Source organism: Aeoliella mucimassa (assembly GCF_007748035.1).
GTDB lineage: Bacteria > Planctomycetota > Planctomycetia > Pirellulales > Lacipirellulaceae > Aeoliella > Aeoliella mucimassa.
In genome coordinates this window covers 3,838,802-3,854,121 of sequence record NZ_CP036278.1, presented here as the reverse complement: position 1 = coordinate 3,854,121, position 15,320 = coordinate 3,838,802, and the positions used below count along the sequence as shown (strand labels likewise).

The 15,320-nt window shown below is 55.6% G+C and carries 8 protein-coding genes; all 8 read left to right on the top strand.

Annotation, left to right across the window (positions count from 1 at the left end; genetic code table 11):
- Positions 1 to 1,089 precede the first annotated feature (1,089 nt).
- Positions 1,090 to 1,617 carry a sigma-70 family RNA polymerase sigma factor gene (locus Pan181_RS15115; RefSeq protein WP_145247777.1) on the top strand — a complete coding sequence of 176 codons (528 nt, stop codon included), beginning with the start codon at positions 1,090 to 1,092 and terminating at the stop codon, positions 1,615 to 1,617.
- Entirely contained in the window at positions 1,614 to 3,113 is a 1,500-nt protein-coding gene (locus tag Pan181_RS15110) for a FecR domain-containing protein (RefSeq protein ID WP_145247775.1), read from the top strand. The genes Pan181_RS15115 and Pan181_RS15110 overlap by 4 nt, the downstream gene beginning before the upstream one ends.
- 176 nt (positions 3,114 to 3,289) lie before the next feature.
- Positions 3,290 to 4,456, top strand: a complete 1,167-nt coding sequence (locus Pan181_RS15105) for an autotransporter-associated beta strand repeat-containing protein (RefSeq protein ID WP_145247773.1) — start codon at positions 3,290 to 3,292, stop codon at positions 4,454 to 4,456.
- Between the two features lie 21 nt (positions 4,457 to 4,477).
- Positions 4,478 to 7,435, top strand: a complete 2,958-nt coding sequence (locus Pan181_RS15100) for a PEP-CTERM sorting domain-containing protein (RefSeq protein ID WP_145247771.1) — start codon at positions 4,478 to 4,480, stop codon at positions 7,433 to 7,435.
- Positions 7,436 to 7,590: 155 nt separating this feature from the next.
- A complete protein-coding gene (locus tag Pan181_RS15095; RefSeq protein ID WP_145247769.1) occupies positions 7,591 to 8,652 on the top strand; it encodes a DUF1559 domain-containing protein in 1,062 nt (353 codons plus the stop codon).
- Positions 8,653 to 8,689: 37 nt separating this feature from the next.
- Positions 8,690 to 9,118: a hypothetical protein gene (locus tag Pan181_RS15090; RefSeq protein WP_145247767.1), complete on the top strand. Its 429-nt coding sequence runs from the start codon at positions 8,690 to 8,692 to the stop codon at positions 9,116 to 9,118.
- A 55-nt stretch (positions 9,119 to 9,173) separates the two neighbouring features.
- On the top strand, positions 9,174 to 13,019 hold the full coding sequence (locus tag Pan181_RS15085; RefSeq protein WP_145247765.1) for a BNR repeat-containing protein: 3,846 nt from the start codon (positions 9,174 to 9,176) through the stop codon (positions 13,017 to 13,019).
- 90 nt (positions 13,020 to 13,109) lie between these two features.
- Positions 13,110 to 15,320: an alpha-L-rhamnosidase-related protein gene (locus Pan181_RS15080; protein WP_197528381.1), complete on the top strand. Its 2,211-nt coding sequence runs from the start codon at positions 13,110 to 13,112 to the stop codon at positions 15,318 to 15,320.

Genomic DNA, 15,320 nt, shown 5'->3' with positions numbered 1-15,320 from the left:
ATACCACCACCGAGTTGGAGACTGCAGTTGGGAGAGGGGGCTAGCCGATCTATCCCCCAACAGTGGTAGCTCGGCTTTTCCGGTGTCGCATGGTTGGGCGAATCGATCGGCGCGGATGTAATGGAGCTACTCGCTTCGAATCCGCGCAGGGCGGAATAGATTCCCACCGCTGGGCAAATAGATTCCCAATTTACCCACCGATGGGAAAATTGAATCCGCGCCCACACTGCAAAACCAGTGGTTTTCGCGCCTGAATAGATTCCCATTTCCCAAAACGCATCGAGTGGGAATCTATTTTCGCGGTGGGAATCAATCGCAAGTCGTTGGTAGTTATCGAGTTGCATCAACACCTCCGCGATAGTTGCCCAAAATAGATTCCCATGGGTGGGAAAGTATTTTGGGAGGGGGCCGATTGGGGATTTGTGATTGCGGATTGCGGAATGTCATCTTGAAGGAGCTTCCAACGACTGAAAGATCTCAGCCTACCGCTTACAGCCTAAAGCCTACAGCTTAGAAACCGCGCAGCAGCAAACGCCCACGCAAACGAACATTCGCCTGCTCGTCGCTGGTAATCTGACATTTAGATAGACATCACATCTCCATCAACTCCTTTCGTCAAAAAGCCAACAGCCGATAGCTAAAAGTCGACACTTTCCATTGCCTGTCCATTAGAACACCATCAGTGGCCAATTTCTAGCGAAAACTGGCAAGAACCCAAGTGTGCTTAAGGCCGAAAGTAGCACCATTTACCGGGGAGGGCAGATCGCCGTGGCTTGCTGATTTCTGGGCCTAAAATGCGATGCACTACTGAGTGAAGCGGAGTCGGATGATGCCCGCCTGTCAAAATAGGTAAACTGCGTCGGGCGTTCTTGCAGCGTGGCGATCGAATGGAGCGTTGCCCTGCAAGAATTGGCATGGGGCGGCACGTGCCGCACATTTCTGTGAGTCCGATCTGAATGCGAAACTTTCCAAAAAAACAATTTTGTTTGCCGGTTTCATGTCGGATAATGTCGCCAGCGGCTATTTGCCCTTAGCGGATTCGTGACAGTGCGGTCGTTTCTGCTCTTTTCTGGATACAAAACAGGCGCTATGGATAAAGCAACGGCAGAACTTGTCTCAAAGCTCACTGCCAGCCAAAACCGATTGCAAGGCTACATCTTCACGTTAACAGCAGATCGTGAAGCCACCCAAGACATTCTGCAATCGACCAACTTGGTGATTTGGGACAAGGCCGATCAATTCGATCCAGGTTCGAACTTCATTGCATGGGCATTTCAGATAGCTCGGCTGCAGGTGCTGGCCTATCGGAAGCGTCAAATGCGATGCAAGCTGGTATTTAGCGACGAACTGGTATCGGAGCTAGCGAAAGTGATCAGCTCCGAAGCGACCGAAGATTGGTTTGAAGTCCGGCAAGACGCGCTATCCAAGTGCTTGGCTGGAATCTCCGCCGAGCACCGCGACTTGTTTCTCCTGCGATATCGTAGCGGCTTGAAGATGCGCGACATCGCGACTCGTGTCGGAAAAACAGCCACGTCGGTCGAAAAAATGATCGGCCGACTGCGAGTCGCTTTGCTGCGTTGTGTAAAACACCGGCTGGGAGAGGAGGTATCGTCATGAGCTTTTCCCCAGTCATCCAGCGAGAACTGAATCAGCTGCTTGCAAAAGCCGTCGACTCGGAACTGGCGCCCGAAGAGCGGGAACGCCTTGAGCAACTGGTGCTGGGCTATCCCGATCGCTTACGCTACATGGTCGATTATCTGCAGCTAGAGGTTCAGCTGCAGGCGGAGGCCATGGTTCAGCAAGGAGTGGTACAAGACGATTTGGATCCGCCCCCAGTACTCGCTCCCCTGTGCCCGCTACCTGCCAAGCCGAGAAGGTGGCGGTACTTGCCCCACGCGATGATCATTGCGGTTTCGGTAGCGATCGTGCTCGGGATGATTCCACAGCCTTCGCCGCCAAAGCATCAATTCGAGTTCACACCGCCACGAATTACTCAGGTGGTTGCCACCTCCCGCCCACCAGCCCCTGTGGCCGCTCTCTCTATGCAAACCGGTGCGGTTTGGAAAGAAGAGCGTTGGGAAGAGGGAAAAATATTTCGCGAGGGAGATCGCATCGAACTCCTCGCCGGCGAAGCCCAAATTAGCATTGGGTGCGGAGCCGAAATCGCCTTGAAATCGCCTTGCGTGCTGGAGTTCGACGCCCACGACCGGGTGCATCTGGTCCGTGGCGAACTCGCGGTCCATGTCGCGGAATGGGCCCGCGGATTCACCGTGATTACCGAATCGATGGAAGTCGTCGACCTGGGGACCACGTTCACCGTTTCGGCTGGCGACGACAATCAAGACGAAACTCGGGTGATCGAAGGCCTGGTCCGCGTACACCCACGTAACAATCTTCCCAAGGAGCAGCGGGGATTGTTGGTCAGTAAGGGGGAGTCATTCGTGATCGCCCCGGATGGTGAGCATCAGAATCAGCCGCTATTGCCTGAAGTGCTTGCCGAAACATTTGATTTCTCTTCGGTCGTCCCTTATCATCCGATCACTCTTCATAACACGGGGCATGGTCTGGCGGTCGGAGACGAGGATCCGAACTGGCTTATTGTCGACGCCCCCGGCGGCGAAAGTGTGTCCCCGGAGTACGCAACCGTATGTCATCCCGATGAACGTTACGTTGCGAACGAGCCTGACTTATCGCAATGGGTCTCCGTACCAACCTGGCGGACTGCCGAACCAAATTCGAAATACACGTTTCAAACGCGGTTTGATTTAACGGGTTACAACCTCTCGACCATTCAATTATTTGGCCGGTTCTTGGCTGACAACGGCATTCAACAGGTCCGGGTGAATGGTCACGAAGTCGAAGTGCAAAGCTGGATTGATAATGTCCAGGGGCAGGAGTTTGGGCACGATCAGTTTCGTTTCGTCGACATCACCGACGGTCTCAAGCAGGGCGAAAACATCGTAGAGATCGACGTGTGGAATGGAACCTTCATGCCGGTCAGGTCGGCTAAAGACATCACTCCAAATCCTATGGCACTCCGCGTGGAGTGGTATGCGTTTGGAAAGCGAACCGAGGAGCACCCAGCGGTGAAACCTCGAGCAACTAACATGTAATCGTTTCGTCTCATTCAATATCGTTCCGTTGTGCAGCGCTCTTTTAGGAGGTGCATCTCGTCCCAATAACTTCAGAACGTGCTTCTTCGTCAGCGACTTCAGATTTTCTTTTCGGCTCAATCAGGTGGTATGCCGTTGCGAAACGACATGCTTATATTTGCTCTGGAGGACAACCTATGATTCGTATGCCAGCGGCCACGCTTGGAACGCTTCTTCTCGCAGTATGGCTCTCGCCAACCATCCATGCAGTCACAATCTATCAAGATGATTTCAGCGGCGACGGCACAAGTAGTCTCAATGGCGCCATCCCCGACGTCGCTCCCGGTGCAGAGACGTGGGCATCCGGTTCGCATTTGCTGAACAATGGTGTGCAAGACGGCGCAGGACGATTCACCTCGCTGTTGCCCTTCACTCCGCAGCAGGGGGCTGGGCTCTATACCTTGTCGGCCGACTTCAGCGTCACTGGTACGAACAATAGCTGGCTGGCGATGGGTTTTGCCGAGTCGCTCGCTCCATCCGGGGCAGGGCTCGAAGAACGCTGGCTCGACGGAAGCAACAATTCACGCCCATCACTCTGGGCGCTCATGCGAACCGCTGGTACCGACGGGGCCGACCAATCCTTCCTCGGATACGCGGGTGGTAACCACACTTTCGGCGGCGAGAACGCTCCCACCAGCAGTGCGACCTCCTTGGTGATCACGATTGATACAACGAATCCCGATTGGGAAGTGACTTGGGATTTTAATGGTGACGGAGTCGATCGGGCAGCAACCGTTTTGGCTGCCGATGTTCCAACCATCGGCTACGTGGGATTCTCTTCCACCGATGCTGCAGGTACTACTAGCATTACCAGCTTTCTGTTGGAGGGTCCTGCTCCTCCCAATCAGTGGAACGTGAATGGAAGCGGCAGCTTCAATGTCGCCGATAATTGGCTCGACGACGTGGTTCCCACAGGTTCGGCCGTGTTCGGTAGTGTGCTAACCGCCGACAATGCACCAGCAACTGTCACGATCGACACCTCGGTGTCGGTGAATTCTCTCGGATTTCAAAACGCGAACAGCTACATCCTCGAAGGACCTGGCACGCTCACCCTCAATGGCATGGCTAGCTTGGAAGCCACGCAAGGTACTCACACCATCAACGCTCAGGTGATGGGTAGCAGCGGATTAACGAAAAGTGGTAGTGGAACCATCGTCTTGGCTAACGGTTCCAACGGGTACACCGGCAACACCACCATCACCGGCGGCATCCTCGACGTCCCGAATCTTGCGGCTATCAATCAGTCGTCGGGATCCATCGACATTAGTGCCGGGGCAACGTTTCGGCTGAATGGCGACGGATAAGGTAACGGAGCGAGTGGTACCTTGAGTGAAGAAATCACTGGTGCTGGCATCTTGCGACTAGAAGGCATCGATATCAACGATCCCGAAACCGATGGACTGACGACCGAAGTCGTCTCGATCAGCAGGGCCAACAACAGCTTTAGCGGTCAAGTCAACGTTTCCGGTGGTACTCTCGCCATCTCTAACAGTGCTGCGCTCGGTACGGCCGACAATACGGCCGCTACTGGCACCCTTGTCGGTGGTGGTTTTGCCGAGAGTAAGCTGCAGCTCTCTAGCGTTACCGTAACGGATGAACGATTGGAACTCGCGGGTCGACAGCCCGACGTCACCGCTCCTCACCTCACCAGTACTGGTACGAGTGAGTGGACAGGCGACATCGTCGGCGCAGCCGGCGGAAACCAGTACAGCATCGAGTCGCAATCGGGTACGTTGACACTCTCGGGCAACATTGCCCTGCCAGATTCCACCGAGCGTTTTCTCAATCTCTCGGGCGCCGGTAACGGACGCATCGAAGGAGAGATTCTTGATCGCACCCTCACCATCGGCGATGGTGCCGAAAACGTTAACACTAGCGTCATGAAAACTGGCACCGGAACTTGGACCATCGCGACGGTTCCGCCAGCAGAGAATAGCGATCCCGACGACCTGTCGACTGCTCGCGATGGCTACCATCAGGGGCAAACGATCGTTGCCGAAGGCACCCTGGCAGTGCAAGCCACCGGTGGTGTAAATGGTGAACTCTGGAGTCGTACCATCGAGGTGCGTCAGGATGCAGTATTCGACGCGAGCAGCTTTAGCACTTATAGCTTGCAAGCGATCGACGATCCCGACGGCACGTTGTCGACCGGTGACGAGATAGGTCAAACTCTCGCTGGTAGCGGTACGATTAATGTAGGTGGAACTCTGCAGGCTTACGACGATTCCACCTTCTCGCCTGGCGATGGAGTGGGCACGCTGACGATTAATGGCAACCTTTCCTACTCTACGTTTGCCGACACGGCAGCAGGTTCGTGGAACTTCGACTTGGGCAATACCGTGGCCGCAGGCGACAGCGATCGCATCGTGGTCTCCGGGGCCACAACGATCAACGCGAGTGCGTCGAGCAATGTGATCAACGTGAACCTGACCCCTGTGGAGGGAACGCTAGCATCAGGTGCTTACACCTTGGTTCAAGCATCGAGTCTTTCGCAATCGGGCTCTGCAGGGAATGGCACCTATGTCGAGCGAGTATTCGATGCCCAAGGCAACGATATCACCGCGGGCATGCGTCAGACCGTTTCGGTAGCCAACACGAGCAATAGTGTGGTCCTGAACGTCACTGGCACGTCCGCCAACCTTAATTGGAATGGCCCTGCGAATGGCCTTTGGGACGTAAAGACGAGCAACAACTGGTCGGGCACCGGCGGTCCACAGTTCAATCAACTTGATAACGTGACCTTTGGCAATGCAACCAACAAGTCGGTGACGGTGAACTCGGACGTTGCCCCTGGTAGCGTAACCTTCAATGGCGGCGCCGGCACCACTTACACCGTGAGTGGTTCGGGAGGAATGACCGGTTTCGGTCCAGTGAACGTGCAAAGCGGAACCGTGCAGTTGAAGAACAGCGGTAATGCTTACGCGGGAACTACCACCGTGGCGAGCGGTGCAACCCTGGAAGTCGATTCGGCCACCACCGGCGATGTCGTCGTCGATGGTACGCTTTCTATCGGCGGTGCAGGCGTAACACTCGGCGGAGCACGTACGTTCTATGCCGACACGTTCGGCGGCAGCGGCAATCCTCTGAATGGCACGACGCCCGACACTTCGTTTGATGGCAAGACGTGGGTCGCCGCCCCGGTGTTCGAGGACGATGGCGATAGCGTTATCGGCCCAGACCTTGGAGCCACCGCGACATTCGGGTTCCAACCGGTCGATGGTTCGACGTATGTGCTAGAAGCATCCATCTCGAACATTGTGGGGGATGGCAACTGGTTTGGTGTTGGGTTTGCCAATGGCCAGTCAGCAGCTAGCTCCGACGCTGCCCGGTTTATCTCGGGCGACGTAGAAGGCCTGGCCTGGGCGTTGTACCGTGGTAATACCGACGGCAATCAAACGTTCCTCGGCGATGTCTCGGTCGAGCCTAACAGTGGTCTGGCTTCCCAAGCGGCCTGGGCGACCAGCGAAAACGTGGGTGGCGGCGACGTCTCCATTCGCATTTCGCTGGATACGACTGGCGGAACTGGCAATTGGATCGCCACGATGGAAGCCGACACTGGTAGCGGCTACCAGGTGATCCGCTCGGCGGAAGTGATGCTGGACGAGTCGATTACCTCGGTCGGTATTGCCAATGCGAGTACAAATGCCATTTCCGGTACCTTGGAGTCCTTCTCCTTGACCGGTACCGAGCCCGCTAACTCGAGATTGTTGGGGCAAACCCTCACGATCGATGGCGATTTGACGATGGGCACCGATGCGACCTTGGCCTTCGATTTCGCTTCGCTTGGTCAAGACTCGGTTGTGGTGTCTGGTGCGGCAACCCTCGACGGCACCGTGGAAGTGACGAAGCTCGGCGATTTCACTCCCGCTGCTGGTTCGCAGTACACGTTGTTGACTGCAGCCGAAGGCATCGCCGACCTGGGAGTCGATTACTTGCTACCCGAGGGATTCCGGATTGCGATTGTGGATACTACCGACTTGATTATGTCGTACGGGATCTTCGGCGACTTCAATGGCGATGGTCTCGTGAATCTTGCGGACTACACGGTGTGGAGAGATAACCTCGGCGCGGCCGACGAGTCGGCATTGCTCGGCAATGGCGATGGCTTAAACGGAGTTGATTTTGCCGACTACGAACTGTGGAAAGCCAACTTCGGCAATTCCATGGCGTCGGCCGGAGTGACTTCGGATCAAAATGTGGTGCCCGAACCAAGTTCGATAGCGCTGGGAGTATTGGGGCTCGCCCTGGTTGGTGTCGCTCGCCGGCGGCAGCAACGCTCTTAGTGCTCGAAGACTTGGTCGTAGGCAATGGATAGGCAGCCTGAAGCGGCGGTCGCTCCGACATAACCAAACTCGGTCGGCCGCTCCTTCAGAACAATGGCGGGCCTGGCTCGCACTCCTGTGGGGCAGTGATCTTTTTCTTGTCGTGGAGCTATACGATGAAAAGTAGGCAGAACGGATTTACATTGGTCGAACTGCTGGTGGTAATCGCAATCATCGGCATTCTTGTTGCACTATTACTGCCTGCGGTGCAGTCGGCTCGCGAAGCGGCTCGTCGGATGCAGTGTACCAACAATTTAAAACAGCTTTCCTTGGCAGCTTTGAACTACGAGAGTGCCTACGGCGAATTGCCCGCTGCAAGAATTGGCTGCGACGGCTTGCTCGCCCAGTGTAACGACATGCGTCAAACGGGTAACGTCGCAGGCGTGAATCTGCGAACCCAGGGAGCGAGCGTATTTGTGCAATTGCTACCCTACGTGGAACAGCAGGCGTTGTTCGATCTGTTCGATATCAAGAACAAAACGGTCTGGGATGCCGGCCAATGGAATGGGTGGCTGACCGACCCCAGCACGGTGACTGCGATTGGGACCACCGTGCCCGAGTTTCGCTGCCCTAGCGATGGTGAACTGAATGAGTACGCGGACTACGCGCATCAAGCTACAAATACCTCGGCACGCGCCGCCACCGGCAGCTACGCAGGCGTCGCAGGCGACGTGGGTCCTCCAAACGGTCCCGATCCATTGTTCAATGACCGAGCCGATCCACGCGGCAAGGCCTTTGATCTCAAGTGGAACAACACCGGTGTGTTTTTCTACGTGCGACGCATCAAGCTGCGTGAAATTACCGATGGTACATCGAATACCATGTTCTTTGGCGAAACCGTCGATGGTCATGGACGCCTTGCCGAAGATGGTAGCGGCGACCTGCTCGCAAGCAACATCTGGTCGAACGGCAATCGTTGCAACTCGTCGATGCGAACCACGGTGAATCCTTTGAATACGATCCCTGAGTTGGGCGAATCGATTCAAAACTCCGGAACCCGCACCCATTGCGGGTTCAACAGTCGCCATCCTGGTGGGGCGAACTTCGGCATGGGCGATGGTAGCGTTACCTATCTGACCGAAGATGTCTCGGAGGATGTCTATCGCCAGATGTCGACACGACTTTCCAATGCCGACGAGTACGTCGAGTCGGTTCCCACCTCGCCTGGACCACGCTAGTTGTTTCTCGAACTGGATAAAGCGGAAGATGATCTCTATGAATCACCTTAAGGTGGCGGTGTGTGTAGCTGTACTGTTTGTGTGCGTTGGTTGTCAGGACAAACATCCAGAAATCGTTCCTGTCTCTGGAAAGGTCACGATTGATGGACAACCACTGACCGTGGGGCAGGTGAAGATCCTGGCCAACGACCGTCGTACTGCCCAGGCAACGATTCAGTCGGATGGAACGTTCAAGATGTCGTGCTATGAGCTCAATGATGGTGCGCCGGTCGGTACGCATTTGGCAATAGTGTCGGCTGTCGAGTCGATTGACGAACGCTCCAACCGATGGCATGCTCCCAAGCGATACGCCAATAAGATTAGCTCTGAACTATGGGTCACGATTGATGGGCCTACCGATGATTTGGAAATTAAACTGACCTGGGACGGCGATAAGAACTCCGGGCCGTTTGTGGACAAGTTCTAAGATAGGACCATAGATCGATGCCTAGCGAAATCGTTTTAACCGAAGACTGTGAACCATGATCTCGATTTCCCGTTGCCGCGCCGCGTGTGTATGTTTGTCGTTATTCAGTCTGTTCGTTTGCTGCAGTGCTCAGGCTCAGACCGATCCACTTGACTATCTGCAAGTGAATCTGATCACAGACAACGATTCTGGCACGAACGAATTGGGGCGCGATCGCGTGTCGATCAACTCGACCGCCTTCAAAAACGAGTCGATGGTTACTTCGGGTAACTACCAATTCGTTGTCTATTATCGCGAAGATGGAAGGCTCATTGTATCGCGGCGTGATCTGACTGCTGCGACAAACGATTGGGATATCCGTGTTACCGAGTTCACCTCGTATAACATCAACGACGCCCATAATGTGCCGGTGCTAGGCATCGATGGCGATGGTTATTTGCACGTTGCGTGGGGCACTCATAATAACCCGTTGCTCTATACGCGAAGTACGACACCTGTCGACGGGGGTGAGCCACTGCAATTCACTGGCGACACCGTTGGCAACTCCGGTGCGCTCAATACCATGACTGGTGAGGACGAGCTGTCGACCACCTACCCTAACTTCATCCGGGTGCCAAACTCGGGAGATCTTCTCTTTAACTATCGCACGGGTAGTTCTGGCAACGGGGTCTACCGGATTGCCCGGTTCAACGACACGAACGACTCCTGGTCGTGGGCCGATCGAGTGTGGGTGGCCAATACCGATAGTTCCGGTTTGACCTACAACGCTTATCCCCACAATCTGAGCTACGACTCGAATGGCGGACTGCATGCCAGTTGGACGTATAGGTACAACAGTTCGTCGCCGACCGGGCACGTGGGATTTCAGACGAACCACAACCTGTTCTACGCCTATTCGCCAGATGATGGGGTGACTTGGTACAAGGATATCAATGGTACCATTCCCTATCCCGACGTGATCGACGAGCCGAATTCGCAGGTGATTGTCGACATCCCTGAGGGTTCGAGCCTTATCAACACTGGCACTCAGGCCGTCGACGCGTACGACCGCCCCGCGATTGCCACCTGGTGGTCCCCGGGGGCCAACGACCCGGTGCCTGATCATCGCCGGCAGTACATGTTTGTCGGCAACGATGGCAACGAGTGGTTTACCTCACGCATTACCCATCGGCGTTCCGATCCCAACACCCCCGTGCCCGAGACCCAACTCGGCAACAACCACATGGGGCGGCCCCAGATTGTTTTCGACGACTACAACCGCGCGTTCGTGGTCTACAAGGATAACGACAACGGCGGTGGTATCACCGTCGCCTACTCGCAAGCGGATTCGCGCGACGATTGGGAGTTCATCAAGCTTACAACCGACGATCTTGGCTACTTCGAGCCGACCATCGACCGCATGCAATGGGACTCGTCGCGTAACCTCCACATTCTGCAGCAGACGATCGATGGCAACAGCAGCAATGGCGGCAGTCCTATGTCGATCGTCGCATGGGACACCCAGGCGGCCTTGGGACGAGTGATTCACTGGACTGGGGCCGAAACTAGCACGTGGGATTCGGCGGCATCGAACTTCAAGCACTTTGACGATTCGACGTTGTTCGAAGCGTACGATAATGTAACCTTCGACGACGAAGCAACCGCGAGAACCATTGACTTGAGTTCCAGCATCCAAGCTGGCAAAGTGGTCGTAGATTCCACGGGGGACTATGTGTTTACCGGTAATGGTAGCCTGGCGGCAGGTAGTCTATCGGTAGTCGGCGGTGGTTCGCTGAATCTGGCGACCTCGAACAACACCTATAGTGGTCCCACGCGGGTGTCGAATGCAACTCTCACGATCACTGGCGACGCAAACGCGATGGTCAGCACCATCATTGCCGCCGATCAAGGAGTGGTAGTGATGGATGCCAGCAACGCGGCGGATATGGCAAGTGCTTTTGAAGTCTGGCCGCGTGGCGTGCTGGAAATCGGCACCGCGGAGTCGGTCGGTACGGTCTTTCCGACGAATCCTATAAGCATTCTCAACGATGGCGTAATTCGGGTGCATCAGCAAGCAAACCTGGAGAACATGTTGGGACAAGGTCGGGTCGAAGTGCTCAACAGCTCGACATCGCTGCAAAACAATGCTTTGTTTGTCGGCGAGGTATTCGTCGGTGCAAATGCTGGTGCAGAAGTGCTGAGTGCCGACGGGTTGGGTGGCTCTCAGGCTCATGTTCAGATCAATGCTGGGGGGCAGCTCCTGCTGCAACAGAGCGGAGTCTATCCGCAGGAAGTTCAACTCTCCGGCGATGGCGGTGGGCAAGGAGCACTGCAAGTAGCTTCCGATAGGTCGGTGACCCTTACCGACACAGTCTCACTCGAGGGCAGCACAAATGCGATACAGGTAGGCGAGAACTCGCAATTGATTGTCGACCGCGCGATCAACGGTTCGGGTGAGCTCATCAAACAGGGTGAGGGAACGCTGCGGCTGGCGGGCCTCAACTCCTACGAGGGAGAAACCCGTGTTCTCGCGGGTACACTCATTGTGGATGGCAGCACCGGCGTAGGACCGACCTGGGTGCAACCCAACGCCCGACTTGAGAGCGGTGGGCGGATTCAAGGTCATCTGACGATGGAGCAAGGTTCGATTCTCGAGGTCACACCATACACGAGTTTGGGCAACGGAGTGATCTACGAAGAGCGGTTTGGCCGAGACGGCTCTTCTCCGCTCAATGGTCTCTCGCCAGATACCATCTCGGGCGGCGAAGTCTGGTCGGCTCACTCTTCGATAACGAGCAACGCTGATGGGGTTAGCGTCGCGAGTGGCTCCTCGGCAACCTTGCCGCTGGAAATCGAAGAGGGGAATCGTTACGTACTCGACGCCAGCTTCCAAAATGTCTCGGGTGACGCCGATTGGTTTGCTATCGGTTTCCTGGAAGGGCTGATGGATGGAGGGGCAGGTAATGGCAACCGCTTTATCGCCGATCCAACCACTGGCAAAGCGTGGATGCTTTTCCGTGGCGATAATGGCAATGGACCGAATCAGGTGCTGTTGGGCAACGACTCCAGCGGTACCGTGGCGACCACTTCGTGGCCGACGCTCAACACCAACGGCGGCGACATGCAAATGCGCGTAGTGCTCGACACCACGGCAGGGCAGGGAGGCTATACCGCTAGCTTTTTTGCCAAGCTCCCTACGGATGTCGACTACACGCAGATTACGGGGCCATTGCAACTGCTGAGCGAAACGATTAGTGCGGTGGGCTTTGCCAACTCTCACAGCGATGTCATCGGCGATGTCGACTTCTTTCGCTTGCTCCGCGAATCCTATACGCCAGTCGCGCCCGACGCTTTCACGATCGAGGGCGATTTGACCTTACAGGAGAGTGCTCTTATCCAACTCGATCTCACCGATCCCACACTCTACGATCGCGTGGCCGTTACGGGAGCTATCTACGCCTATGGCAAGGTGGAAGTCACCCTTGCCAACGAGGCACCAACACCCACTGCTGGTGATTCCTACGACTTGTTCGATTTCACCTCCATTCAAGGTGTGTTCGAATCGCTCGCGCTCCCCGAACTGCCTTCAGGGTTGAAATGGGATAACTCGCAAGTGCTGTCCAGCGGGGTGATCGAAGTGATCGATGGGCTGCTAGGCGATTACAATGACGACAACGTGGTGAATCTCGCCGACTACACCGTGTGGCGAGAGTCTCTCGGAGCTTCGGGAGCAGGGCTCAAGGCGGATGGCAATGGCGATCTGCATGTCGACGAGCTTGATTACGAGCTTTGGAAATCGCATTTCGGCGAGCAACTCCCAGCAAATGCCGAGCAATCGGCCCGCGTACCAGAGCCAAATGCCGGGCTACTGATGGGCGGATTCGCTCTGCTCGGTGGTGGCCGACTCGCCCGCCATCGTTAATCGTAAGATACAATGGTACGACCGACCAACGGCGTTCCGCCGTTTGGAGATTCTAATAGTCACTCTACAGCAAGCTTGAACATGCATAACATGTTACGTCTATCCATTCCGATGATTTCTGCAGCGATCTTACTCTTCAGCAGCATGGCGTGTGGTGAGCAGCCTTCGCGGAACACTGTTCCTCCTCCGCCTGCAGAATTGTCGTGCGAGTTTCTAAAGCACCCCACTAAAACGGTGATCTTCGATCCGCAACCAGAGTTTGCCTGGATGTGTGGAACCGGCGAGACCGCATTCACACAGTCGGCCTATCGCGTTCAATTAAAGCAGGACAGCGCCGCCGATGATGCAGCAAGCGAGTTGCTGTGGGATACGGAGCGCGTAGCCAGCGATCAATCGATTAACGTCGAGTACGCAGGACCTCCATTGCTACCTGGTGGCAGCTACAGTTGGCGCGTCCAGGTGTGGAATAGCGAAGGACAGCCATCCGAATGGTCGAGCCCACAATCTTTCGTGATGGCGGACAAACTATCCCCAGAGCTCACATCCCGTTATCCAGTAGAAGCAACGACGGAATCTCCTGAGCAACTAAAATCGCTTGAGTCCGGTGGGGTGTTGGTCGACTTCGGCCGCGATGCATTTGGCTATCTGAAGTTGTCGTTCGAGTCGCCGGTGAAGGACTCTTTCACCATGACGGTCAATTTTGGCGAACGAATGGGCAAGGGACGAATCGATGCAAATCCAGGCGGGACGATTCGCTACTATTCAGTACAGGTCGAGGTGGAAGAGGGGGCCAGCGAAATCGAAGTCCGGCCTCCCGTCGATCATCGCAACACGCATGGCGACGCGGTGACGCTGCCCAAACAGGTTGGAGTGGTCGCTCCGTTTCGATATGTCGAATTGCTCGGTGCTCCTGATGCTTGGAAGTCCGAGCAGATATCGCGGGTGCGAATCGACTATCCCTTCGATATGTCGGCTTCGCACTTTGAGTCGAGCGATGAGGTGTTGAATGCGATATGGGAACTGTGCAAGTACTCCATTCGTGCAACTTCGTTCTGTGGGGTGTACGTCGATGGTGATCGCGAGCGCATCCCCTACGAAGCCGACGCCTACATCAATCAATTGGCTCACTACGGAGTCGATCAAGAGTACGCGCTGGCGCGCTATTCCCACGAGTACTTGATGAAGCACTCGACCTGGCCAACAGAATGGAAACAACATTCCGTACTGATAGCTTGGGAAGACTACATGTATACCGGCAACACGGAGTCCCTGCAGAAATGCTACGCTCAGCTCAAGAGCGAAAAACATTTGTCGGCCGCCGAGCGAGCAGATGGCCTGCTCGACACCTCTGGTGACGGCTATCGAGACATTGTCGACTGGCCCCAAGCCGAGCGAGATGGCTACGAAATGCTCCCGGTGAATACGGTGGTGAATGCATTCCACTTTGCCACGCTAGAGCGGATGGCCAGGATTGCCGAGGTGCTCTCGCTACCGGACGACAGCAAGCAGTTTGCAGACAAGGCGGCCGCTTTCAAGGAGATGTTTAACCGCAAGCTCTGGGATGCTCGGCGAAGGTGCTACCTCGATGGTGAGGGGAGCGAGCATGCTTCTTTGCACGCGAATCTATTTCCACTTGCATTCGAAGTGGTGCCGGAAGAGCAGGTGGCCAGCGTGGCCCGCTTGCTTGATCGACGAGGGATGCGATGCAGCGTGTACGCTGCCCAGTACTTGCTGGAAGGACTCTATCTGCATGGAGAGTCGGAGCAAGCGTTGAACCTGCTGCGTTCGGAAGACAAGCGTAGTTGGTTCAATATGATTCGAGTCGGTTCGACCATCACCCTGGAAGCCTGGGATCAGCAGTACAAACCGAATCTCGACTGGAACCATGCATGGGGTGCCGCCCCAGCGAATCTGATTCCCCGCTACCTGGTCGGTGTCCGCCCAGGGGAAGCCGGGTTCAAGAAGGTGATTATTCAGCCCCAGCCAGGGAGCCTCGAGAAGTTCGAAGCAAAAGTGCCGACCATCCGCGGCCCCGTGCAAGTGGAGTTCCAACGAACTGCTCAAGGATACACACTGAATGTCTCGGTGCCAGGCAACAGTACTGCTGATATTGGACTGCCCGAAATTGCAGGGCAACAAGTCGACTCAATTACACTGAATGGTAAGAAGGTGCAGGGAACCGAGCAGGGAGGGATCTTGTGGATCCAAGACGTTCCTCCTGGAGTCCATGCAGTTCAGGTCGGAGTTGACGACATTGCGATTCCCCAGTCGGAAGTCACCTTAAGCAGTGCAGCGGAGTAG

Excerpts from the sequence above, each read along its gene's own strand:
- Pan181_RS15080 (WP_197528381.1), top strand. The coding sequence starts at position 13,110 with ATGTTACGTCTATCCATTCCGATGATTTCTGCAGCGATCTTACTCTTC.
- Pan181_RS15110 (WP_145247775.1), top strand. The coding sequence starts at position 1,614 with ATGAGCTTTTCCCCAGTCATCCAGCGAGAACTGAATCAGCTGCTTGCA.
- Pan181_RS15095 (WP_145247769.1), top strand. The coding sequence starts at position 7,591 with ATGAAAAGTAGGCAGAACGGATTTACATTGGTCGAACTGCTGGTGGTA.
- Pan181_RS15105 (WP_145247773.1), top strand. The coding sequence starts at position 3,290 with ATGATTCGTATGCCAGCGGCCACGCTTGGAACGCTTCTTCTCGCAGTA.
- Pan181_RS15085 (WP_145247765.1), top strand. The coding sequence starts at position 9,174 with ATGATCTCGATTTCCCGTTGCCGCGCCGCGTGTGTATGTTTGTCGTTA.
- Pan181_RS15090 (WP_145247767.1), top strand. The coding sequence starts at position 8,690 with ATGAATCACCTTAAGGTGGCGGTGTGTGTAGCTGTACTGTTTGTGTGC.
- Pan181_RS15115 (WP_145247777.1), top strand. The coding sequence starts at position 1,090 with ATGGATAAAGCAACGGCAGAACTTGTCTCAAAGCTCACTGCCAGCCAA.